At 53.3% G+C, this 24,173-nt stretch carries 21 protein-coding genes; 8 read left to right on the top strand and 13 right to left on the bottom strand.

The features are described 5' to 3' along the window. A complete protein-coding gene (locus EI42_RS07270) occupies positions 1–684 on the bottom strand; it encodes an FHA domain-containing protein (RefSeq protein WP_111320379.1) in 684 nt (227 codons plus the stop codon). 349 nt (positions 685–1,033) lie between these two features. Between EI42_RS07270 and EI42_RS07265 the strand changes: the two genes are divergently transcribed. Beyond that, on the top strand, positions 1,034–2,809 hold the full coding sequence (locus EI42_RS07265; protein ID WP_111320377.1) for a CocE/NonD family hydrolase: 1,776 nt from the start codon (positions 1,034–1,036) through the stop codon (positions 2,807–2,809). Between the two features lie 29 nt (positions 2,810–2,838). On the opposite strand, the gene metG is transcribed toward EI42_RS07265, so the two are convergent. Then, a complete protein-coding gene (gene metG / locus EI42_RS07260) occupies positions 2,839–4,416 on the bottom strand; it encodes a methionine--tRNA ligase (RefSeq protein WP_111320375.1) in 1,578 nt (525 codons plus the stop codon). Between the two features lie 428 nt (positions 4,417–4,844). Between metG and EI42_RS32375 the strand changes: the two genes are divergently transcribed. The 3 genes from EI42_RS32375 to EI42_RS07245 all read left to right on the top strand — a co-directional run bounded on the left by EI42_RS32375 (position 4,845) and on the right by EI42_RS07245 (position 7,509). Beyond that, positions 4,845–5,534, top strand: coding sequence for a dienelactone hydrolase family protein (locus tag EI42_RS32375; RefSeq protein WP_170142428.1), 690 nt, complete (start codon positions 4,845–4,847; stop codon positions 5,532–5,534). 359 nt (positions 5,535–5,893) lie between these two features. Then, entirely contained in the window at positions 5,894–6,115 is a 222-nt protein-coding gene (locus tag EI42_RS07250) for a hypothetical protein (protein WP_111320371.1), read from the top strand. 194 nt (positions 6,116–6,309) lie between these two features. Beyond that, on the top strand, positions 6,310–7,509 hold the full coding sequence (locus EI42_RS07245; protein WP_170142427.1) for an acyl-CoA dehydrogenase family protein: 1,200 nt from the start codon (positions 6,310–6,312) through the stop codon (positions 7,507–7,509). A 39-nt stretch (positions 7,510–7,548) separates the two neighbouring features. Here EI42_RS07245 and EI42_RS07240 read toward each other — a convergent pair whose 3' ends face one another. From EI42_RS07240 to EI42_RS07230, 3 genes are read right to left on the bottom strand one after another with little or no spacing between them, the layout of a single operon-like run. Next, entirely contained in the window at positions 7,549–8,757 is a 1,209-nt protein-coding gene (locus EI42_RS07240) for a hypothetical protein (RefSeq protein WP_111320367.1), read from the bottom strand. Then, on the bottom strand, positions 8,750–9,709 hold the full coding sequence (locus tag EI42_RS07235) for an HpcH/HpaI aldolase/citrate lyase family protein (protein WP_170142426.1): 960 nt from the start codon (positions 9,707–9,709) through the stop codon (positions 8,750–8,752). Before EI42_RS07235 ends, EI42_RS07240 begins: the two co-directional genes overlap by 8 nt. 52 nt (positions 9,710–9,761) lie before the next feature. Beyond that, positions 9,762–10,703: a LysR substrate-binding domain-containing protein gene (locus EI42_RS07230; protein WP_111320363.1), complete on the bottom strand. Its 942-nt coding sequence runs from the start codon at positions 10,701–10,703 to the stop codon at positions 9,762–9,764. Between the two features lie 223 nt (positions 10,704–10,926). Between EI42_RS07230 and EI42_RS07225 the strand changes: the two genes are divergently transcribed. Next, positions 10,927–11,691 (top strand): cytidylate kinase-like family protein, encoded by a 765-nt coding sequence (locus EI42_RS07225; protein WP_111320350.1) that lies wholly within the window; start codon positions 10,927–10,929, stop codon positions 11,689–11,691. Positions 11,692–11,695: 4 nt separating this feature from the next. Here EI42_RS07225 and EI42_RS07220 read toward each other — a convergent pair whose 3' ends face one another. Further along, positions 11,696–13,093 carry a winged helix-turn-helix domain-containing protein gene (locus EI42_RS07220; protein ID WP_111320348.1) on the bottom strand — a complete coding sequence of 466 codons (1,398 nt, stop codon included), beginning with the start codon at positions 13,091–13,093 and terminating at the stop codon, positions 11,696–11,698. Between the two features lie 176 nt (positions 13,094–13,269). Between EI42_RS07220 and EI42_RS07215 the strand changes: the two genes are divergently transcribed. Then, positions 13,270–14,649 carry an NAD-dependent succinate-semialdehyde dehydrogenase gene (locus EI42_RS07215; RefSeq protein WP_111320346.1) on the top strand — a complete coding sequence of 460 codons (1,380 nt, stop codon included), beginning with the start codon at positions 13,270–13,272 and terminating at the stop codon, positions 14,647–14,649. Positions 14,650–14,714: 65 nt separating this feature from the next. Here the strand turns inward: EI42_RS07215 and EI42_RS07210 are convergent, their stop codons facing one another. Further along, positions 14,715–15,104, bottom strand: a complete 390-nt coding sequence (locus EI42_RS07210) for a response regulator (RefSeq protein ID WP_170142425.1) — start codon at positions 15,102–15,104, stop codon at positions 14,715–14,717. Positions 15,105–15,230: 126 nt separating this feature from the next. Beyond that, the gene (locus EI42_RS07205; RefSeq protein WP_111320699.1) at positions 15,231–15,821 is read right to left on the bottom strand and encodes a TIGR00730 family Rossman fold protein; all 591 of its coding nucleotides are present in this window, start codon (positions 15,819–15,821) and stop codon (positions 15,231–15,233) included. Positions 15,822–15,969: 148 nt separating this feature from the next. Here EI42_RS07205 and trmB point away from each other — a divergent pair, with 148 nt between their 5' ends. Beyond that, positions 15,970–16,647 (top strand): tRNA (guanosine(46)-N7)-methyltransferase TrmB, encoded by a 678-nt coding sequence (gene trmB / locus EI42_RS07200; protein ID WP_111320342.1) that lies wholly within the window; start codon positions 15,970–15,972, stop codon positions 16,645–16,647. On the opposite strand, the gene EI42_RS07195 is transcribed toward trmB, so the two are convergent. The 5 genes from EI42_RS07195 to EI42_RS07175 all read right to left on the bottom strand — a co-directional run bounded on the left by EI42_RS07195 (position 16,628) and on the right by EI42_RS07175 (position 21,977). After that, entirely contained in the window at positions 16,628–17,317 is a 690-nt protein-coding gene (locus EI42_RS07195) for an NUDIX domain-containing protein (protein WP_111320340.1), read from the bottom strand. The two genes, trmB and EI42_RS07195, sit on opposite strands and share 20 nt — an antisense overlap. 123 nt (positions 17,318–17,440) lie before the next feature. Next, positions 17,441–18,826, bottom strand: a complete 1,386-nt coding sequence (locus EI42_RS07190) for a glutamine synthetase family protein (protein ID WP_170142424.1) — start codon at positions 18,824–18,826, stop codon at positions 17,441–17,443. Between the two features lie 174 nt (positions 18,827–19,000). Beyond that, on the bottom strand, positions 19,001–19,819 hold the full coding sequence (locus EI42_RS07185) for a carbon-nitrogen hydrolase family protein (protein WP_111320336.1): 819 nt from the start codon (positions 19,817–19,819) through the stop codon (positions 19,001–19,003). Positions 19,820–19,892: 73 nt separating this feature from the next. Further along, a complete protein-coding gene (locus tag EI42_RS07180) occupies positions 19,893–21,251 on the bottom strand; it encodes an efflux RND transporter periplasmic adaptor subunit (protein WP_111320334.1) in 1,359 nt (452 codons plus the stop codon). Between the two features lie 27 nt (positions 21,252–21,278). Further along, the gene (locus EI42_RS07175; RefSeq protein ID WP_211326066.1) at positions 21,279–21,977 is read right to left on the bottom strand and encodes a hypothetical protein; all 699 of its coding nucleotides are present in this window, start codon (positions 21,975–21,977) and stop codon (positions 21,279–21,281) included. Positions 21,978–22,348: 371 nt separating this feature from the next. On the opposite strand from EI42_RS07175, the gene EI42_RS07170 reads away from it, so the two are divergent. Next, on the top strand, positions 22,349–24,109 hold the full coding sequence (locus EI42_RS07170; protein WP_111320330.1) for a D-alanyl-D-alanine carboxypeptidase family protein: 1,761 nt from the start codon (positions 22,349–22,351) through the stop codon (positions 24,107–24,109). Positions 24,110–24,173 lie beyond the last annotated feature (64 nt).

The following is a 24,173-nucleotide window of genomic DNA, read 5'->3' as shown; positions in this document are numbered from 1 at the left end:
TCAGGCCTGAAACAGGCGGAACACAAAGTTGCTTCCGCCAATCTGGACCACATCGCCATCACGCAAGACATGACGGTCAATCGGCCTTCCATTGACGAAGGTGCCGGTCGCCGACTGATTGTCGATCAGCTCATACTCACCGCCTGGCAATTCATGAAGGGTCGCATGATGGCGGCTCACCGCCAGATCCTCCAGAAAAATGTGGCACTCGCGGCTCCGCCCGATCGTCATTTCGGGCAGCACCTCAACGCTGTTCAAGGCTCCACTGGCGCGCCCATTTGACAGTTGCAAGCGGGCCGCGACCTGAAGCGCCTGTTTATTTGCACGAGACTCTCGACCCCGTGAGATAGGCAGCTTAAAGGGGCGCGTCCCCTCATTGGTATAAAAAGTCATATCGGTATTGCCAAACGAAAGCCGATCACCATGCTGTAGCATCTGCTCCCGAACTGAATTGCCGTTCACCAGACTATCGCCACTTCCATTATCATCACGTAAGATATAGCTTCCATTCGGCGTGCGCAGAATGCTTGCTTGCTTTCGATGAACAGTTAAATCCTCAAGGAAGATGTCACAATTTCGACTTCGCCCGATTGTCGTGCACTCTTTCCAGAGCTCAACGCGTTTGCCTGACAGCGATCCATGCTGTATGACAAGGTAGGCAACCGATGCATTATCCTGATCCATAACGCCCCACTCAAATCTCTATTAGTTTCGCCATTCTGCGACGACAACAGCAGAATATCGCACTCGTGGATTGAGTATAACGAATTGCATCGAAGAGTGTCAAGTTTCACCAAAGTGGTCGGAGAGGCTTTGAAATAGCAAGAAACGGTAAAAGGGACAACACCGGGTCTGTTGGACTTCCAATTACATTATACTCACCGTCCAAGTTACAACATACAATGGAAGAGGTAATACATGCCGTATCACTGAAAAACCCTTCATTTCTGGTCGGACCATTTTGAGATGTTGTAAGATAAAGTTAATCACAGGGAAAAACGCACAAACGTTCAGTACCCTCAAAGGAGCACATATGACCCAACAGATAGCTCATCAAGTCACTGTTGATTTTGACGTTCCCGCAAAGATGCGTGATGGCACAATCCTGCGCGCCAACGTCTATCGCCCGGTCGGAGAGGGCAAATGGCCGGTTCTGCTTACCCGCCTGCCATATGGAAAAGATCTCTCTCGCAGCATAACATCACTGGACCCCTTACAGACAGCCCGCCGGGGCTATGTTGTGATTGTGCAGGATACACGCGGGCGCTTTACCTCTGGCGGCGAATGGGAACCTATGCGCCATGAAGACACCGACGGCTATGATACCATTGCCTGGGCCGCCAACCTGCACTATAGCAACGGACAGATCGGCCTCTTTGGCGGCTCCTATCTCGGCTTTACGCAATGGGCTGCCCTGACCCAGAAGCCAACCACCGTCAAGGCCGCCATCCCTGAAATGACATGGAACGATCCCTTCAATGGCGTGATGTTTCGTGGCGGCGCTCAAGAACTGGGATTGATCGGTTACTGGTACATGGGTCTTGGCACCGATGTACTGATGCGCCAATACCAGAATGAACCCGATCCGCGCAAGTTCGCGGCGGCGCTCCATCAATACATTACCGATCTCGACGCGCTTGGACCACAGGGCTACTGGTCGCTCCCCCTCAAAGAGTTCACCCCCTTCAAACGCAACGCTATCGCCCCCATGTTCTTTGAGCTCTACGAGCACTATATGGACCGTTCCTTCACGGAGTCAGCGACGATTCGTGGCAAACATGGGCAGGTCACAGTCCCCACACTCAATATCGCTGGCTGGTATGATATCTTCCTTCAAGATACAATTGAGAACTTCCGCATTCTCCATACCGAGGGCAGCACTCCCGAGGCCCGGCAGAGCAAGCTCTTGATTGGTCCCTGGACGCATGGCGGCTACTTCAACCCTATCGGCGAGATCAATTACGGCACAGCCGCTTCAGCCATGCTCATCAATATGCAATATGATCTGGCAACTATCCAGCAACGCTGGTTTGACTACTATCTCAAAGGCATCGATAACGGCGTTGCCAGCGAGGCCCCGGTCAAGCTCTTTGTGATGGGAGCGAATGTCTGGCGCGACGAACAGGAATGGCCGCTCGCTCGGGCCGTCGAGACACGCTACTATTTGCATAGCGACGGACATGCCAACACGCTCAAGGGTGATGGACTCCTGACGACAGAGACCCCGGCAGATGAACAGCCCGATCACTATGACTATGACCCGGCAAACCCTGTGCCCACTCGCGGCGGCGCACTCCTGATGCCTCCCGAGTTCCGTCCGGGGCCGTGGGATCAGCGCCCGATCGAGAGTCGTGAAGATGTTCTGGTGTACAGTACGCCTGTGCTGGAACAGGATGTTGAAGTCACTGGCCCGATTACCGTGCATCTCTGGGCAATTTCCAGCGCTCCCGATACCGACTTTATAGCCCGGCTGATCGACGTTCACCCTGACGGCTACGCGCAGAATCTGACCGATGGCATCATCCGCGCACGCTATCGCCATGCAACACACGGAGGAACACCTTCACTGCTTGAGCCTGGCAAGGCATATGAGTATGATATAGATCTCTGGGCCACCAGTAATCTCTTCAAGAAAGGGCATCGCATCCGCCTGGATATCACAAGCAGTTGCTTTCCGCGTTGGGATCGCAACCTGAATACGGGCCACGATATCGGCACAGATAGCGAAATGGCGGTCGCACACCAAACAATTTTACACGACGCCGACCATCCCTCCTATATTGTCCTGCCCATTGTGCCTCAAGCCTGAAGCGATAGGGAGAGAGGAGAAAGCCTTTCCTATCCTCTCTCCTCTTCCAGGCGCGGGAAGATGACCGCTCCCGGCTGGACCTGTGTCAGGCTTCGAGCACTCCATGTACCCTCTGTCTCCCAGGCTCCCCGCTCAAGCGCGGGCAGTCCCAGTTGCTCTCGAATACGCTGGCAGGCAGTAGGAATGTAGGGACTCAGGAACACTGAGAGCAATCGCAGAGACTCGGCAGCGGTAAACAGGACGGTATCGAGCCGCGTTGTCTGATCGACTTGACGCGCCAGCTTCCACGGTTCGTTCTGCTCGATATACTGGTTGATGCGCCGCACAAAACCCCAGGCGGCCTGAAGCGCACGCCCGATCTCCCAGACCTCAAGCTCCTGTTCGGCCTTCTGCCGCACGGCCTGCGCCTGCGCCTGTATCTCCTGCTCAAGCGGCCCCTCCATCCCAGGATTGGGAATAGCACCGTTGCGGTAGCGCTGAATCATCGAGACCACACGATTGAGCAGGTTACCGAGATCGTTCGCCAGCTCGCTATTATATGCCTGCAACAGCCCGGCACGCGAGAAGATGCTATCAGAAGCGAAGGAGAGATTCCGCAACAGGTAGTAGCGCACCGCATCAACACCTACTGTGTCAACCAGTTCAACCGGATCGACCACGTTACCAGCGGTCTTTGAGAACGCCTCACCCCCCTCGGGATTGAGGAATCCATGCACAGCCACCTGACGCGGCAAGGGCAGTTGTGCCGAGAGCAGCATTGCGGGCCAGTACAGACAGTGAAACCGCGTGATATCTTTGCCAATAACGTGGGCATTAGCAGGCCAGTAGTGCGTGAACTGCTGCTGATCGTCCGGGAAGCCAATCACGGTCAGATAGTTGGTCAGCGCATCAAACCAGACATAGAGCACCTGCCCCGGATCATCGGGAACCGGAATACCCCAGTTCTCAAAGCCGGGACGCACCTGCCGTGATATAGAGAAATCACGCAGGCCCTGTTTCAGCATCCCAAGCACTTCAGCTCGTCGTGAGGCCGGGACAATAAACTCGGGATGAGTTTCGATATGTTCGCGCAACGCATCGCTGTATCTGGAGAGGGCAAAAAAGTAGTTCTCTTCATCGAGCCATTCAGGCATGATCGAGGGATGCAACGGACAGTGCCCATCAGTCAATTCTTCAGCCGTGTAGAAGGTGTTACAGTTCGGGCAATACCAGCCAGAATACGTGGACTTGTAGATGTCTCCATTGGCCCGAGCTCGGCGAAACATCTCCACTGATGCATGGACATGCACCTCTTCCGTAGTACGTATCCAGCGGTCATAAGAGATGTCCAGCTTTGACCACGCCAGGCGAAATGCCCGGTTAATCTCATCGATCCACTGATGCGGCTCTACCTGCGCTTTCTGAGCAGCACGAAGCACATGCAGGCTATTCTCGTCAACGCCACCACTGAACAATGTATCATCACCACGCAAGCGATGATAGCGGGCCAGCACATCCGCCGCCAGTTTCTCTAATGCATGACCGATATGGGGCTTCCCATTCGAGTAATCAATGGCTGTCGTAATATAGTATGTACTACAGCCCTCGTCCTTCTGTTGAGCTGCCATAAAATGACCCCTCCTTTTTCAAATGCGCAAACAAAAAAGGAGCTCAGGACGTGTCGCCCGAACTCCTCATGTCTTTTGCTAATAGACGCTTAGCGTTTCTGTCTTCTTCCCATAGAGAAGGACGGCGACACCTCATCAGATGCCATCATCATCGGCATCTGACCCATAGAGCGCATCATCATAGACATGGAAACCACGTTCAATGTCACCGGTCTTCTTCTCCAGTTGAACAAAAACAAGAGCCTTTTTCCTTTCTCACCAGTCTAGCGCTCTCTGCGTCAAATGTCAAGCAAGCAAAGAGCACGCAAGCAGCGTTCTCTTCACAGTATAGCTACAATAGAAACAACCCATCTATTGCTACGGGTATAGAAGCAAGAGCCTATACCAGGCTCTCCTCTGTTATTCTTTCCAGAAAAGGAGCTTTTCTTATGGCAGTTGTCCGCATGTCGAAAGTCGAAACCAATGACCAGGGGGCCTATGCATTCCTCTTTCAGCCCGATGACGATCAGCAGCATCCCGGCATTGTGCTGATTCAGGAATGGTGGGGCATTGAGGCGCATATCATCGATCTGGGGCAAAAGCTTGCCAGCGAGGGTTTTCTTGTGGCGGTCCCCGACCTGTATCATGGACGTGTAGCAACCGAGCCGGACGACGCGACAAAAATGGTGATGCTGGTACGCCAGAACCTGGATCGCGCCCTCGGCGAAATCGCCGCGACGCTGGACATGGTCAAACAGCAGCCGGCCATTACCCCAAAGAAACCGGGGATCATTGGCTTTTGTCTTGGCGGCCTGCTCACGTTCCTGACCGCTGAACGCTATCCTGACCTGGGCTGTGCTGTCCCCTTCTATGCCGGACACTATGACCCGACTCCAGAAGAGGTAGCGCGGGTACGCTGCCCGATTCTCGCCATCTACGGGAAGCAGGATAAAGGCATTCCCCAGAGCCAGATACAGAAAATCGAGAAGCTCTACCATGATGCCGGGAAGGATTTGACAGTCAAAGTCTATGACGCAGGACATGCCTTCCTCAACCCGAGCCATGACGCCTATAATGCGCAGGCAGCCGCCGATGCCTGGCCTCGCGCCGTCCAATTTCTCAAGCAGCACCTGCGTTAGCTCAACAAAGCAGAACTTTTCTCAGGGGAGATAGAACATTTCTCAGTATTCACCTGCACTTTCCTCTTGACGAAGAGAGGGTTGAGCTTGTATGCTTAACAACAAGATGAAAGAGGCAAGTGCAAGATGAACTACTGTTAAACAGGCAGGGGCGCGATGCTCCTGCACATCTCTCACACCACTTTTATCAACAAAGCTCAATTTTTGGATGCAACCTCCGATAAAATATAGTACATTCTCGTTTAAAGAATTTGAGATAGGCAGGGAGGTTGCAAGAGGGAAGGAAGCAATAAGAAGGATCTCATTTGCAGATTTGCATCCACTGAGCTAGAAAAGAAGAAAGCAAGGAACGGAAAACTATGGGTCAAAGTGAAGTTGCTCGGCTTCGTCGCCAGATTGAAGACGAATATCAGGCCATGAAACTTGGACTGTCAGGCTTCTCATGGGGCACAGCAAAACATGACTTTATTCAGGCTCGTATGAGGCGTGTCGACCTCTATCATGAGCAGCTAGCCAGACAGGTAGGAGAGAAAGAAGCGACTTCCACTATTTATGATCTATACACGCAAATCATCGGCTAGCATCCACAGGGTGGACACATGGAGTGTCCACTTTTTTGTTTCCCCGCTCCAGCCTCCCAGGGCCACGCCTTGCCCGGTAGAAGTTGCCGTGAACAAGGCAAACTGCTCAAAAATATAATACAATAAAGCCAATAAAGCCAATCGAGCCAATACACCCACAACAGAAAAACTCGTCCATGTTAAGGAGTTTCTACATGACCTTTCCCGCGTATCCTAAGACAGAGGAACAAAAGAAGTTACTCGCTCTAGCAGGAGAACTCGCCGATACATTTGCCAAACGAGCCGCCGAGAAAGATTGGGCCGGTATTTTCCCCTACGAGAACTATGACGATTTGCGAGCCTCTGGCTACCTCACCATGACCGTACCGAAAGAGTATGGCGGCATGGGTGCCAGCTTGCTTGATGTCTCACTGGCGCAGCAGCGCCTTGCTCAGGGAGATGCATCAACGGCCCTCGCAGCCAGCATGCACCTCTCCAATATCGCGAAGATGGCAGAAAACGCAGCCGGAACCGGACATAATGCATTCTTTGCCCGTGTCTGTCAGGCCGTGATCGAAGAAGGCGCACTGCTCAATGCAGCCCTCAGCGAGCCTGCGACTGGCAGCCCAAGCCGGGGAGGTCTTCCCACGACAAAGGCCGTCCGTCAGCCCGATGGCTCATGGGTCGTTACCGGGCGCAAAACCTTCACCACTGGCAGCCCTGCACTCTACTTCTTCCTGACCAGTTGCGCCATCGAAGATACAACCGATCTGCCATCGCTCAACGCCGAACGTGGTAGCTTTCTGATTCCTCGCAGCGCGAAAGGCGTGAGCATCAAGGAAACCTGGAACTCGGTCGGTATGCGTGGAAGTGGCAGCCACGATCTGATTCTTGAAGAGGTCCACCTTGAGCCAGAGGCCTATATGGAGAACCAGCTTCCTTCCAACCCTGCCGCCAAACATCGCCTGAGCGCCTGGTCCTTCCCGACCGCCGCTGTCTATCTTGGCATTGCTGAGGCAGCACGCAATGAGGCGGTCAAATTCGCGCAAAAACGCCGCCCGAACTCGCTCAAGCAACCAATCACCACCCTCCCTCATATTCAGGAGAAAATGGCGAAAATTGAGCTGGCTCTGTTGCAAAGCAAGGCGGTTTTCTTTGGCGTCGCCGAGCAATTCACCATCGACGATACCAGTGTGCCAGCAAGCCAGTTCGCTGCCGCGAAATATCTGGTCACCAACCATGCTGTTGAGATCGTTGATCTGGCGATGCGCCTCGTCGGCGGGGCAAGCCTCTCCCTTAGCTTCCCACTTCAGCGCTACTATCGCGACGTTCGCGCCGGGTTGCATCATCCACCTATGGATGACGTGACCATTACGATGCTTGCGAACGATGCCTTCGCGACACCTGAGGAATAAAGCTGAACGGCCCACAGAGCACGTGGGCCGTCTTCTTTTTCAGTCGATGAAATCCGAGGGCAGACATTGTTCAACCAGAACGCGGCGAAAGATTTCCCAACGATCAGCACCCTGAAGATGTGGCTTGAGGAGCCGCTTACCATAATAATACGTAAAAATATAGGTCTCGAAATAGGGCTGACTCAGGAATTCCAGCATCTTTTCAGCATTTGCCTCAGAGGACAGCGCATAGCGAGCCAGATAGCGCTTCATCTCCTCTTTTGAGCATCCCTCACGCAGCATAAAAGCCACGTTCCCGCGCACCCCCTCAAGCGTCTCATATGCCGCTTCCAGACGCCGCACATCGACCGGATCAGGCTCCATCCCGAGCAACGGATAGATCTTCTCGGCAAGCCACTGCTCAATTTCACCGGGAGCGAATATCATCTCGGCAGCCATTGTCGCAATACCCTCGCTGATCACGCACTGCGGACTGACCAACAGCACAATCGCCTGATCGAGCTCTCCCCGCTCGTTATACAGAATCTTCTCTTTCAGCACTGCCTCGGTATGGTGTCCGGGGTAGACCTCATGGCACAACAGATCGGGGAGGCGCTTGACCGAGGTCGGCAAATCCGTGTTAACATCGATCTTCGAGCGATACTGCCCGAGATACCAGCATTGAGCTCCAAACGGTTTCTGCTTTACCAGCTCAATTTCAACGCTCTCTTCCTCTGGCAAGGCCACAAAGGTGCTGGTACGCGCCCGAACCTCCGCTTTCACCATGTCCATCAACCTCGGCAACAGCTCCATCTTTTCCTGTGGCACATTGTATCGATGACGATAAGCCAGGCGCCGCTCATAGAGACTGCCGTGACCCGGAAGCAACTCCTCAAGGATCGCGTGCGCCTGCTCAAATTCGCTCTCTGGTATCCAGACCGGGTGAATATCCAGGCAGCGCTCGGCCTCTTCTTCCAGCGTAAACTGTTCACCGCTCAGCCGCCGCGCAATGGTTTCCATCGATACAATCTGTTTCTGAAGATACAGCGCGTGTCTGGGCTCAAACTGTTGTACCGGGAGCGCATTCGCCAGTGCCATCGCTGCTCGCACCATATCACTTGCTGATACGTCGCACTTTGTCAATGCCTCCTCTTTCCACTCAGGCGGCCCATAATACGAGTCCACATAGGAGGTCTCGGTCACCTTGTGAATAGCGGCATCCAGTTGAAACGCCAGCGTGACATAGTTCTTAAACCACTGTTCACTCATGTTTTTCCTGACTTTCCTTGCGAATAGCGGCAAGCAACCCGGTCTTACGGGCAATCGCGAGGCGCTTCCACTCAACACGCAACTGAGCGGCATCAATCATCTGATCGTCAATCACGATCGCGCCTCGGCCCTCCTGCACATCCGCTTTTTCATAGGCCTCGATGATATGCAGCGCCTTTACCACCTCCTCTTTTGTGGGCGTAAATGCCTCATGAATCACATCCACTTGTGCTGGATGAATTGCCCACTTACCATCAAAGCCCATCCGGGCCGCCATCCGCGCATCACGGCGACAGGCCTCAAGATCGCGTACAGCGAGCGTTACGCCATCAACCACCGTCAGTCCAGCAGCTCGTGCAGCGGTAATACACTTGGCCTTTGCATAGTTGTAATAGAAGAACTGCTCTGCTCCCAGTTCCTGCGCCCCGATATCTCCTGCAAAATCGACCAGCCCGAAAATCAGCCCGCCCAGACGCGGCGTTGCTTTGGCAATCTGCTCGGCATGGAGTACTGCATTCGCGGACTCTATCAGCGCCTCTAGCTTAATGCGTCCGATCTCAAAGCCCATGTTCTCTTCGATCTGGGATAGCAGGCGATCCACAAAGAGAACATCTTCCGGCCCCTCACATTTCGGAATGACCACAACATCAATGAAAGGTCCTGCCGCCTCAACAACATCGATCAGATCGCGATAGAAAAACCGGGTACGAATGTTGTTCGGGCGAAAGGCGCGGAGCTTCCCCTTGAAATCAAGCGTCTTGAGCGCCTCAATAACCGTTTTCCGCGCCTCCACTTTCTGCGAGACCGCACAGGCATCTTCCAGATCAAACATGACCTGATCGGCGCTTGATGCCGCTGCCTTTGTCATCATCTTCATGCTATGGCCGGGCACAGTCAGTTCAGAACGTCGTACCACAAAATCACGAGCGACCACCATCTGACCCGTCGGCATAAGCGGATTCTCCTGCATGGGTTTCCCCCTTCTAGTGTTCCTGATGCCATCCTCACAGTTCGGGAGCGAGCGCCTGTTTATCAGCTAAGAGCTGCTCAGGCAATTCGGTCTGTTGCAGCATGAAGGCTTTAAAAGCTCTGGCTGTCGCTGAAAGGTTCTTTTCCTTCAAATGCAAAAGACGCCATTGTCGGATAATCGGAAAGCCCTCTACATCGAGGATGACCAAACGATTTGTCTCTAATTCCATATCAAGCGCGACCCGCGAAATAAGCGCGATGCCTAATCCTGCCTGCACCCCCTGCTTGATCGCGCTGTTATTTCCCACCTGCATACTGACCTGCAAAGGGAGTCCCGCTTCCTGAAAAGCACCCTCAAGGGCGGCCCGCGTGCCCGAACCGACCTCACGTAACAGAAAATGTTCGCGTGCCAGCTCAGCAAACGGAATACGCTGACAATGGGCCAGCCGATGCGTTGGCGGAGCAACGATCACCAGTTCATTCAGGGCAAACGGAGCAACGAAGAATGGCACTTCCTGCGGCACCCGCCCCATAATCGCCATATCGATACGATTGTTGATCAGCGCCTCTACCAGATAATTATGATTGACCACTTCCAGCGTGATTTCAACCTCGGGATACATCTGCCGGAACTTTCCCAGCACGCGGGGAATCACATATGTTCCCACAGTGGTATCAGCCCCCACGCTGAGCTTGCCATAGTGCGGGCTGCGCAGCGCCTCCATCGTATCGAGCGTTTCATCAATGAGCGAAAATATTTTCCGACTATAGAAATACAGTTCTTCCCCTGCCTGAGTCAGGTGTGTCCTGCGCCCTATCTTATCGAAGAGCTTAACGCCCAGTGACTCCTCAAGCTGTCGAATCTGTGCCGAGACCGCGGGCTGGCTGAAATGCAGCTCTTCCGCCGCCCGCACATAGCTACAGTGTTTCGCCACTACCTGAAAAGTCGCCAGTTGATGTAAGTTAATGGTACGCACTCATCCCTCCGAATCAGGACAGCCTTTTTAACGCCCTACTATACTTATAAATGAGTGTAACACAAGTTTGTCCTTCTTTCAGCGAACTGGGGGCGCTTTCACAGCTTGCGGTTTGCCTCTCTACGTTGTAGGATATTCTATAGCGTCGAGATAAAACACAATGACATATAATAAAACACAGCATGACGATCAATGACAGTACGTGAGTTAAAGGATTAATGGTATGCAACTCCTCTTTTTTCGCCAACGCAAACGACCGCCCAGAAACAGAGTAGCGGAACCGATGTCCCCTACCGCGGTTCCTCAGAACTTGCTGGCCGCCGATATCCCCCCAGTGGGAACAACCGTTATTACGGTCACGCGCAAATTCGCGAGCGGAGGGTCTGAAATCGCCAGGCTGGTCGCCGAACGCCTCGGCTTTGCCTGTGTGGACAACGATATTATCAGCAAAGTGGCGCGGCGGCTGAATCAGGACGAGCAGAGCGTTGCCAAACACGACGAACAAACAACGGGGATTACGGGACATCTTCTGACCGCCTTACAAACAACCAATCCACTGACCATCAACTATGGCACAGTCTTCAATAAAAATGAGGCCATCATCTCACAATCGCACGAGCAGGCCCTTTTCCAGTTAACGCAACAGATCTTACTTGAGGCTGCAACCCAGGGAAACGTGCTTCTGGTCGGTCGCGGCTCACAACTGCTGCTGCAACAAGCACCGCGCACGCTGCATATTGCTATATTCGCACCGATGCAACTCCGTATTCAGAACGTGATGAGGCAGATGCAGCTTTCCGCTGAAGAAGCTGCACATCTGATCGCAGAACGAGACTATGAGCAAAGGCGCTATCTGCTCTATAACTATGGCAACGACGGACAGCAGATCGAGCTCTATCACCTGCTCATCAACACAGGCCTCTTCACCTATGAGCAGGCAGCAGATCTGATCTGTCAGGCGCTCGCTACAGCTCAACAGTCTTTCTAAAGGGTTAGCGGCGCTCACCTCCATACCCGTTCAACCGATGCCCGATACCGCGTACTGTTTCCAGAAAACGTGGAGAGCGCGAACGATCACCAATACAATGACGCGTCCGCTCTACCAGCGCATCCAGTCGGGCATCATCGCGTAAGGGATCGTACTCCTCACCATAGACCGCTTTGGTTGTTTCGGCCCGCGAACAAATCTCGCCCGCATGCTGTGCCAGATACGTTAACAGCGTGAACTCCTTCACTGTCAGGCGAACAGGATGTAGCTTGCCATCAATCCAGACTTGCCGCCGCATCATATCAAGCTGTAACCCATGCGTCTGCGTTGAGAGCTGCAAGAGCACGAACGCGACAAAGAGCGGTGCGAAACAGCGATACACCTTGCTCCGATTTGTCTCTATCAGGATGCCCTTGAGCAGCAAGGAATTCAGGGCATCGTTCACCTGCCGTACCGGGAAGAGCTCAACCAGCGCATTGCGGGAAAGCAGGCCTTTCTGCATCTGGAATAGCATGTGTTGCTCGATATCGCTTAAACTGTTCCAGAGCTGCTCACAGGCGCTCAAGACACCGCTGTCCCGGATCAACTTTTCTGCGCATACTGTGATAGAGTCACGCTCATGTAAGCGCACTGTTCTCTCTGCCTGCGTGGCAAGTGCCATGCGCAACAGATTATGATAGCCGCCGGTGACCTCAATCAGCAGTTGCTCGATCTCGGGAGAACAGAAGAAATGATACTCTTGCTGTACGTCCCGGAGCAAGAGCTGAATGTCAGTATGCTCTAAGCCCTTCAGTCCGCGCACATGCCCATTGAAGAGTTCCAGAAAGCTTTCTTTGACAACCTTACCCTCCGGGGTCTGACAGATCAACGCGGGCAGATTGCTACAGGAAACGACATAGCACACGCGTCGCTGCGCCTCCTCGCGTAAGGCCCGCAACACCCGCAAGAAATGCGGCTTTACTTCCACAAAAGCCGCATCAAATGCATCGATCAGAAAGACAATGGTCAGATCCGGCTTCGCCTGTAAGATTGCCTCTACGCGCTCAAAAAGGAGATGTCGCGCAATCGTCTCGTTTTCCAGCAAGAGCACATTTCCTTCAGGCAATGAGGGCCCAAGCTGACGATAGGAAGGCTCAAGCAGCAGAGCCATTCGCTGATAATAAGCCAGAGCAGATGATTGCTCAAGCTCATACGTGTTCAGAAACAGAAAAAGAAAAGCTTCCTGCTGATCTGCTAGAAACTGCTCCTGCACTTCCTGCGAGAGCAGGCGGCGCAGAAACGACGTTTTCCCGGCCCCATCAGCGCCAATCAGTGCACAGGACTTCTTCAGTTTCAGCGCATGCATCACATATCTGATATCCTGATGCCGAAACAGAATTCTTCTATCACTGTGAATACTCATGCCTGTCGTCCTTTTACAAACCAGAATGCCATCTTCCAAAAGCAGGCAAACCGTTTTTACAGTTTTACCCTTCAGAATATTTGACGCAGAAACGGGGCAAAAAAAAAGCGCTCATCTTGTCTCTGACATACACCGTGAAATACAATAGTGCAAAGAAAAAGCAGGAGGAACAATGTATGAGCATACAATCCATTAACCCTGCGACAGAAGAGCTCATCGAAGAGTTCCAGCCCTTCAGCGCCGCAGAGATCGATGCTGCCCTTGACGACGCCCGCAAGGCCTTCCTTCAATGGCGCGAAAGCTCCTTTGCTGACCGGAGCACCCTCTTTCATCGAATCGCTGGCTATCTTCGCGCCCATAAATCCGAGCTGGCCCGCCTTGCGACACTGGAAATGGGTAAACCTATCATCGAATCCGAGGCTGAGGTTGAGAAATGCGCCTGGAACTGCGATTATTACGCCGAAAACGCGGCCCACTTTCTGGCAGATGAACCAATTCAAACCGACGCATCGGAGAGCTATGTTGCCTTTCAACCGCTTGGCGTGATTCTTGCGCTGATGCCCTGGAATTTCCCGTACTGGCAGGTGTTCCGGTTCGCGGCACCGGCCTTGATGGCTGGCAATGCCGCCGTCCTGAAACATGCCTCAAACGTGTCACGCGTGGCGCTGGAAATTGAGCGTATCTTCAAGGAGTGTGGCGCGCCGCACGGCCTCTTCCGCACCGTGCTGGTTCCCGGCTCAAAGACCGATACTCTGATTGCCGATAAACGCATCGCCGCTGTGACGCTGACTGGAAGCGACAGTGTCGGGGCTCAGGTGGCCGCCGCCAGTGGCAGAGCACTGAAAAAGAACGTGCTTGAACTGGGAGGCTCCGATGCCTTTATTGTGCTGGAAGACGCCGACATAGATGGCGCCGCCGCCACAGCCGCCCGCGCTCGCTACCAGAATACCGGGCAGAGCTGTATCGCGGCGAAACGCTTTATTGTCGTTGAGGCTGTCGCACAGGAATTTGAAGAGAAGTTTGCCGCCGCCGCCTCACAACTACGCGTAGGCGATCCACTCGATTCGACAACCCGGATTGGGCCGCTGGCTCGCGCCGATCTTCGAGACACGCTTGAACGACAGGTACAAGAAACGCTCGCGATGGGCGGGAAGCTCCTGCTTGGCGGGAATCGGCTTCCGCGCAAGGGCTACTTTTACGAGACGACTATTATCGGCAATGTAACGCCTGCCATGCCGATCTTTCGTGAAGAGACCTTTGGTCCGGTCGCCGCGGTCATTCGTGCCCGAGACGCCAACCACGCCATCGAACTGGCAAACGATTCCGATTTCGGGCTAGGCGGCAACCTCTGGACCCGCAACGTAGAGCGTGGCCAGCAACTTGCCCGCCGCATTGAGTCCGGCTCGGTCTTTATCAATGGAATGACTGCCAGTGACCCCCGACTCCCGTTCGGTGGGATCAAGCGAAGCGGCTACGGACGAGAGCTCTCCAGCTTTGGCATACGCGAGTTCACAAACATCAAAACCATCTGGGTCGGCCCCAAAAAAGAGGTATAAAAAAAAGGAAAAAACGAAGCGGAGAACCGGTCAGAGGCCGGTTCTCTGTCCAGCAGGGATACCCCCTATTCCGACAACAGAGAATCAATCTTTCTGAAGAGGTCTTGCAGGTTAAAGGGCTTCCGCAATCCTACAATCCCTCGTTCTCGTATCTCTTTTGAAGGTAATGCCGCGCTAATCATCAGTACAGGGATATGCTGCAAATCACGCCGCAGGCGCAGACGCTCGTACAGTTCGATCCCATTCATTGCAGGCAGGCGATAATCCAGAATAAAGAGATTAGGCCGAAAATACTCGGTAAACTTGAGTGTTGTTGGCCCATCAGATGCATGGAAAACGCGATAAGGACGCCTTTGAGCAATTGCCTGGACTAACAATTCGGCATGCTGCGCATCGTCCTCTACCAGGAGAATGACACCTTTTGTCTTCTCAGCAGCACCACGCACATTCCTCATCTCTGCAATCCTGATAATGCTACAAAAACAATAGAACTCGCCTCTCATTATATCATGCATCATCACAGGGAAGCGACTTTCTCCTACCTGAAAGACCCAGGCAGGAGAACGATTCCCGGGGCGACTTTATGGCTCTATCTTTTCTTCATCAATCCACTTGAGGATATCGGTCCGAGGCGTAAAGTTAGCAATGCTCTCCAGCAAGGCAGCAGGGTGCTCATGAACCAGCAGGAATGAGCGATATTCCTCCTTGACAAAGCCTTCTTGAATGGCATGATCAACCATCGCCAGCAGCGGTTGAAAGTAGCCAGCAACATTCAACAATCCGACTGGCTTCTGATGGATGCCCAGTTGCGCCCAGGTGATAATCTCAAAGAGCTCATCGAAAGTGCCAAAGCCACCGGGCAGCGCGATAAAGCCATCTGAGAGATCGGCCATAAGCTGTTTGCGCTCATGCATACTGCCCACCTCATGCAGTTGCGTCAGCCCTTTATGCATCAGCTCAATACCGAACAGGGCGCGTGGTAAGACCCCGATCGCCTCACCTCCCGCCGCCAGTACGCTATCAGCAACCGTTCCCATCAAGCCAACAGAGGCACCACCATAGACCAGACCTAGTTTTCGTTCAGCCAGCTCACGCCCAAGTGCCTCAGCCGCCTCCCGATACTCCTTCCGAAAACCAGAGCTAGAGCCACAATAGACACAAATCCTTCGCAACATAACGCCTTCCTTTCATTCCTTACAGAACAGAAGAGATCCGCACACCACCCATAAACCACAACCTCTACATCATAGCACGGCAGAGAAAAACCTTGCATCCGTGCAAAAGGGCGGCTATCATACAGGAGAAAGGAGACGACGCGACATGCCACGGCGTACATTCTTGCGCTTCACACGCGCTCAGCAGATCGATCAGCACGAACAGCAACACTATCTACGCTGCTACTCACCCGAAGCGCTCTTTCACAACTGGCAACAGTTCCCGCCTCTGACTTCAGCCGCACTCTTTGAGAATGAGCAGCCCTTAGAACTCGAAATAGGTTGCGGTAGCGGCGAATTGCTCCTCTTCCTGGCCCGTGAGCGTCCACACACAAACTTTGTAGGCGTGGACATCTCCCGGAAAATGCTGGATAAAGCGGTAGAGCAGGCTGTGAGGTATCGTCTACCTAATCTCAAGTTCATCAATGCTGACTTCCGGCAGATGTATCCGCTGCTGATGCCCGATACGCTGAAAAGCGTCTATCTTCACTTTCCCGATCCGCATCTGCGTCCGAGACACCAGAAGCGTCGCCTACTGAACGCCGAGTTCCTTGAACAGATGCATCGAGCCCTGAAGCCGGAAGGCACACTCAGCGTGATGACCGATGTATGCGATTTCTTTTTCGACATGCTCGCAATCATTGAACAGGATACCCGTTTTCAGAAATGCCATAGTGAGCGCTATCTGACAGGTTCTGACCTGCCTGTTCGCTCCCACTTTCAGCGCGTCTGGGAAGGCTATGGCGAGCAGGTTTATCGATGTCTTATCCAGAAAAAGGCTTAGTCGCCTCGTCCAGCAGCCGGGTATACATGCTCGCAAGCCACTCATCCTGGCCAGCAACAAGGCGCGGACGCGGCACGAGGGGGGTCCAGAAGAGCCGAAAGAGGAGCATTTGCTCCTGAAAGCCACCCTTTGGCTGCCAGTCCCAGGTATCCGGTGTCGCATCCAGCATTGGCACATGGAAAAAGCTGCGCTCCAGACGCGAGGCCAGAAACCGGGCCGGAATCCATCCCTCAAGGCTCGCCCGCACCAGCGATGGTTGAACGGAGAGATCATATTCCTCATACAGAACGCGAGCCCAGGAATCGGTACGCTCCAGTACTCGGACCGCCCATCCTCTACCGAGTTCCGCGCGCAAAATATCGGTCTCGGGCACAACTGCTGCTGCTTCCATCGGTTCGGTTCGCAACAATACCGAGCGCAGCAGAACACCTCGTTCCTCGCTCAAGCAGGAAACTTGTGTTCCCAGGTGCTTGATACCTCCGGTTGCATGCAGTCCTGTCTCTTCAAACAACTCACGGACAAGCGCTTCCTCCAGCGTTTCGCCTGTTTCAACGGTTCCGGCAGGCACCTGTACACCCGCTGTGGGATGGTGAAATACGAGCAGCTCTGAGCCATTCTTGCGCGTTGCAAAGGCTGTAACTTTATAGAGAGTGAGAGGCGCATCAATCATGTCTATTCTCTGCTTCATCTGGAAATACAACAAGCGAGAAAGGGAAGATAGCATCACGCTGATGGCCGAAGCCAGAGCCGAAAAAAGGTGGTCTCGTTGGCAGAGACCACCCCTCCCAGGTGCTTAGATCAGCTCGAAATAGCGACGACGCTCCCAGTCAGTGACAGCGCGTTCAAACTCCTGCACCTCCCAGCGGCGCGTAGCAACAAAGTGATCCACAAAGTAGGAACCCAGATACTCCCGGGCCATCTCGCTCTGTTCAAATCTATCGGTCGCCTCGGTCAGGTTACGTGCAAGCGGCTGAATCGCGCCCTCCTGCATTGCCTTCTGAAGCGCAGCACGGCTATATGCATTACCCTCAAGGCGGCCTGGCAGCTCAAGCTTATGCTCAATCCCATAGAGGCCGCTTGCCAGCATAGCTGCCAGCACCAGATAGAAGTTCGCATCACAGCCCGGTACCCGGTTCTCAATACGAATAGCGCGCTTACCGCTGTTGATGACACGCACAGCGCAGGTACGGTTATCCATGCCCCATGAGGTATTCAGCGGAGCCCAGGATCCTTCAATATAGCGTTTGTAGGAGTTAATCACGGGCGCGTACAGGACCTGCAACTCCGGCATTTTCGCCAGTACACCCGCCACAAAGTGCCGCATGGTTTCGGACATGTGGCCCTCGGCGTCTGTATCCCAGAAGACATTACGCTCACGGTTGCGATCCCACAAGCTGAGATGGGTATGGCCGCTACTGCCGTCCTCTTTGTCGTTCCACTTTGCCATAAAGGTCGCGACATAGCCAAGCTGGTGACTCAGCTCCTTCACACCGTTCTTAAATAGCATGGTGCGGTCAGCAGCCGACAGGATATCGGTATAGCGCATATTCATCTCGTACATGCCAGGGCCGTGTTCTCGTGTGTAGCCCTCAATCTCGATGCCATAATCGCGCATCATTCGCGCAATATGCCCGATCAACGGTTCGTCCGTGGTGGCATGGCTGATTACATAGCAATTTGTCCCTGGATTGAGCGGAACCAGATTGGTGCTGAAATCTTTCTCGCGTAAAGAGATCTGTGTCTCACGGAAATAGCGCACTTCGAGCTCAGCCGCTGCCATTGCCTCAAACCCCATCTCACGCCCACGCTCGATCACCTTCTGTAATACATAGCGCGGCGCAACGAGAATGGGATCACCATGTTCTGTCCACATATCACAGATGCAGGAAGCAACCCGCTGCTCCCAGGGGACAAGCGCAAAGGTCGAGAGATCAGGCTTCATCACAAAATCGGTGAAGCCGCGTTCCCAGTTGCTAATATCCAGGTTTGGTAGAACGTTCTCAGCAATATCCCAACCGAAAATAACGTCTGACTGTGCAAATCCCTCCTCCAGGGAGTCCAGAAAAAATTGTGCTGCTACCCTCTTCCCCCGAAAGACTCCTTCAATGTCGGGAGTACCGAGCTTGATAAATTCGATCTCCCCTTCCTCGATAAGCCTTTTGATCTCGGCAAGCTCCATCTGGTATGCATTCCTTTCTTCAGAGAATATCTGTAGCTGCTTTGCCGCGCCGCCATTTAAATACTTAAAATCGGCAATACAAGCACCAGGGCAAAAACGCTTGCCTGTTGTGTTATCCTTCTCTATACGCGCTTTTGCCCTGGCTCTATTTCCGAACATGATAACCTGAATGCATCAGCAATGCAACAGGTGGTACAATTCGGGGCGGCGATGTGAAACGGAAGGAACGGTTGAGCGCACCTGAGCGAGCCGCTGGCTATCGATCTCAGCATATAGCATACTTTCCACTTCGGGGCCCTCGGCCAGCGCAACCCCCATCGGATCAACAATCAACGAGCGGCCCAGAAACTGATGACCCACCTGATTGCAGGCAACAACATAGGTTGTATTCTCAATCGCGCGCGCTGTCACCAGGTTCCGCCAGTGCACCTCCTTCATCGAGCCGTTGACCCATCCGGCTGGAACGACGATCAAATCAGCTCCCTGAGCGGCCTGAGCCCGGGCGACCTCCGGGAAACGCAACTCATAGCAGACGAACAGCCCCATCCGCCCAAATGGCGTTTCGATTGGCTGGAAAAGCTGCTCTCCACGAGCAAACACGTTCGATTCAAGATAGCCAAAAGCATCAAACAGGTGTGTCTTGCGATAACAGGTGACAAGGTTTCCGCTATTATCAATAACGACGGTCGTATTATATGACTTGTCAACCGTTCCCTCTGCCGTCTCCAATGTGCCACACACCACCCAGATATTCGCCTCCCGAGCAGCCTGACGTAACCCGGTCACAAAGGGCCCATCAAGGGGCTGCGCAAGTTGTCGCGCTGTAGCAGCATTAAAGTTCTCGTGCGAGAGCCATGCCATAAAGATCTCTGGTAACACCACCAGTTGAGCGCCACGAGAGGCCGCTTTGTTGATTGCTGCAACAGCTTTCGGCAGGTTCTCTTCGGGTTGAACATGTGACTGTAGTTGCGCAACCGCAATGAGTGTGCTCATAGTATTTTCACCTCGCCAGACAGCATTGATAGTATCGTCCTTTTAGCTCCATTATGCCACATTCTGCTCTCCCTTACTCACCGATCACCACCTGATCCCCATTCTGAAGCCCGGAAAGTACCTCAACATACTTTCCCGTATTCAACCCGACATCAATGACTAGCGGTTCCAGCACACCATCACGCCACTGAAGGACAATATGCCGCTTTCTCCCCTGTTGCACCAGCGGCAACAGCGAGGCAACACGACTCTGTTCGACCTTTCCGGCCTGAAGCGCCTTCTCCGCGAATTCCAGGGCCGAGGTGGGAATCAAGAGCGCTCCTATCCGCTGATCGGTAGTGATCGTTACCTGTGTCGACATCCCTGAATAGAGCTGTGCATCCTTGATACTCTGCTGATCCACCTGTAAATGCACCGTATACATCACCTTTTTGTTGATCGTTTCGCCAACCGTCTCTACTGTGGAGACCGTGGCACGAAACGTCTGTCCTGGATAGGGCTGTACTGTAAACAGCGCTGGCTGTCCGCGTCGGACACGTCCGATATCAGTTTCATTGACCTGTGCCGCAATGGTGTACGAATCGGTGTCAGCAAGCACGATAAATGGCTGCTCGGTGTGCTGTTCTCCCGAGATAATCTGACCCACAGTACCATGAATCGCGGCAACTGTTGCGTTGACTGGAGCTGTTAATAGCGCTCCGGTGAGCACCTCGTCCAGCTTCTTTTGCGCTTCGGCCAGTTGGACCTGAGCGATCTGCAACGTTCCCTGTGCGCTCTCCACCTGAGCGTTCGCGGCATTAAGCTGATTCTGCGCTGCTGTGTTATCGACGTTAAGCTGATTCTGGACACGGGTAAAGGTATTTCGGGCCTGCTTCCTGCACACCTCAGTGGTACAGACAGCTAGCTGCTGTTGGAGCTCCTGCTGTGCGCTTGCCAGCGTCGCGGCATTCGTGGACTGAATATAATTGAGGTGTTGCTGAGCCGCATTCAGATTGGTTCGAGCGGTATCTACAGCCGCCTGCGCCGCATCGACCGCCTCCTGCTGTTTGCTAACGTCAGCCCGTAATAATGTATCGTCGACTGTCAGCTTTGCCAGTACCTGCCCCTGTCTGACCCTCTGCCCAACATAGACACTGATCTCACTTACCTGTCCCGTCTCACGGAACTGCATGTTGTAGAGAGCTCGCGCTTTTAACACGCCCGGAGCCGACAGCTTCACGGCGATATTGCCCGCAACAGTGCTTGCCAGGGCATAGGGAGGCCGCACAGCCAGCGAAATCAGCCAGGGAGAGACAATGAGTATCAGTGCCAGAAAAAGCGATCCTATCAATATCGACCGGGGAAACCGTTTCCAGAAAGGCCGACGCGGCGCCAGACCAAAATGCGCCTCAATATCTTCTATCTCCGGTTCTATAGCGGTCTTCTCCACCATAACATTTCCTCCAAGCAGGTTTCTCCGCTATTTCTCTTGCAGCACACTCAGCGCCATCATTTCATGCTGAACATCGGCCATCACCAGTAGAGAAAGTATGTTGCCCTCACGCAAGCTGACAACAGAGCCCTCGTTCAGCGCAAACAGACCGGTTTTGTTCGTGAGCGCCACCTTGAACTCAGATGGAACTCCGCTTTGATCCAGTGCCCTCACAAGCAGCATATCACGCGTGCGCTTACTCACCGTGCCGCGAAGCTCCTGCTCTTGTGTCCGGGCGAAGGGACAGAGTTGCTGTAGCCGTATCGGTACTGGATCAAGCCTGGTATTCAACACAAAAACGGTCTGAGCGGTATAGATATCATCGGAGGCAGTGGAGACAGTATCTTTACGCGAAACCACTACCTCAACCGGTACGCCCTCCCGCAGGCCAGAGGCGCGCAGCGGCGCTCGTTCAAGAAAGCGAGTATCTTCGTTATAGGCGATGTCCAGCACCCGCCCCGATCCGGTCTGTAGCTTCAGTACTGCGGCCTGTAGCGCCACCAATGTGCCCTCTTCCTGATGAATCTGGAGCCGGGTACAGGCAACCTCAGTCGCCTGTACAGGTGAAAATTGTGCTTGCTCTCGCTGTTGCGCTATCAGAAGCAAGGGGACCGATAGGACAGTCGAGAGACAAAAGAGACAGATGAGCATGAAAACAGCCGGCGACAGACGACGGGGAGCAAACAAAGAGAGAGGAAAATGAACCTTCCTCTTCCCGGATATAGCCTGAAAGTCCCTGGGATACTCCTTCTTAGACAACATAGAAAATATCCTTCCGAACACACACCTCATTTCCGCCGCTATATCTATACTACTGACCCATTCCAAGCGAAATAGAGCGCCGCAGAGCAGGGATTCATTGCAACCAAAAACCCCCTAAACCCCGTCTATATAGACAGGAAAGGGTTGAAAGAGCGATAAGAACCGGGTAATATAAGCATTGCTGCGTAACTCTGCAAAAGAACGATCTTAAAAGAATGTAATACCCTGTTACATTATCGTGACTATATTCATACCTTTAGAAATGGCAAACAAGCCCTTTAAGGAGAAACCGGAGCATGGCTACACAGCCACCGCACGAAGAAGACTATTCATTAGCAACAGAGACCTCCCAGGAAACAGCCAGACCCAGGAAGTGGCGTAATGTCATGGATACTTCGGCCTATAGTCCTCCGGCTCAAAGACGCACAACACGCAGAGGAAGCCGGGCAACGGAATACATGGATGAGGATGAGCCTACACTGGAGGATATGACCAGTCCAACCGATAAACTGTCGCCAAGCACGGAGATCCTCCGGCCTCATTCTCGTATGCCCAGACGCTCACGCGCACGGCTTGCCCCTCCTACCCCGCAGGAACGTGCAACCAGGGTATTACGCGAGTCAGATGCAGAGGCAGACGAGGACATGGCCGCACTGACGCCGCTCAACACGCCGTCAAAAGTATCTCTGAAACCGCGTACCCGCAAAGCGGTCTATCAGCCATACTCGGCCACCAACCGACGTTGGAGCACCAAAAAGCAGCAACCACGTTCCTTTCTGGCTTACCTGCAAACAATGCCGCGGCAGCGCTCTCTGACAGTGCTCATTACGGCTATCGTGGCGCTGTTGCTCATTACGCCGCTGGCGGTTAGCGCGATTCGTCCACAGCCTCAGCAGATCATCACGCCGCTACAAAGCACAACGGAGCATACGACGGCCACACCAAAGACTGAACCAACAGAAGACCCGCATCAACTGGTAATTCATCCACCCAGTACCGACCATCCCTCACCCCCGGTCTTCGCTCAGGCTGCCTACCTGCTGGATGCGGATACCGGCGAAACACTATATGCGCATAATCCCTTTACCCGGCTCCCGATCCTCAGTACTACCAAACTGATGACGGCCCTCCTTGCCGTTGAGCATGGGAAGCTGGATCAAAAGATCAAAATCGAGGGGCAAATCTGGAAGGATATCAGTGAGCTTTCGGAAGACAGTTCGGTTATGGGGATCAAAAAGGGTGAAACCTATACGCTGAAAGATCTGCTCTATGGCCTGATGCTGGTCTCGGGCAACGATGCAGCGGTTGCGATCGCCGATAGTGTTAGCGGCAATCTCAACACATTTGTCTCTCTGATGAACCAGCGAGCGCAACAACTGGGTCTGCGGGATACACATTTTATGAATCCTCATGGCTTGCTGGAAAAAGAGCATTATTCCAGCTCTCATGATCTGGCAATTCTAGGGAAGGAGAGCCTGAGCAACAAGCTGGTAAAAGCGATCTCCTCCACGAAAGAATATGATATCCCGAAGACAAAAGAGCATCCCGAGTTCACTCTGATCAACGGCAATCAGTTTCTCTGGTGGTATCCGGGCGTCGACGGAGGAAAACCGGGATGGGATGGCGAGAAGAATTTTGTGCAGGTCGTTTCCTGTACACGCAATGGCAAGCATCTGATCGGCGTCGCGATCCACACAAAGGACTGGTGGACTGATATGCGCAGCCTGATGAACTGGGGCTTCAACTCTTATACATGGATCTCTCCTGCTGAAGTAGATAAAGAGCACCCCATTCCATACGATGCCGACTGGAATTTCTTTGAGAAAGACCAGAAGGAACTTACGATTCCGACAGCCGATAAAGGCCGCTACTATGTCTATACCGGATATAGTATTTCTGGACCGATTATGAATTACTTTGACAAAAATGGCGGTCTGAACACCTTCGGTTTCCCGAAGAGTCAGCCAAAAGCTGGAAACGGCTCGTTCATTACACAACAATTCGATCGTAGTTCAATTCAATGCGACCTTTCTCGCAAAGCATGCAAGAAGGTATAGCAGAGGGAAGATCACCCTTTCAGGGTGGTCTCCCTCTCAGCAAGAAACAGGTTGTCTCTTTCCA

The organism is Thermosporothrix hazakensis (genome assembly GCF_003253565.1).
Taxonomy (GTDB): domain Bacteria; phylum Chloroflexota; class Ktedonobacteria; order Ktedonobacterales; family Ktedonobacteraceae; genus Thermosporothrix; species Thermosporothrix hazakensis.
Note: the sequence above shows the minus strand (reverse complement) of the source record. Positions and strands in the feature narration are given on the sequence as shown.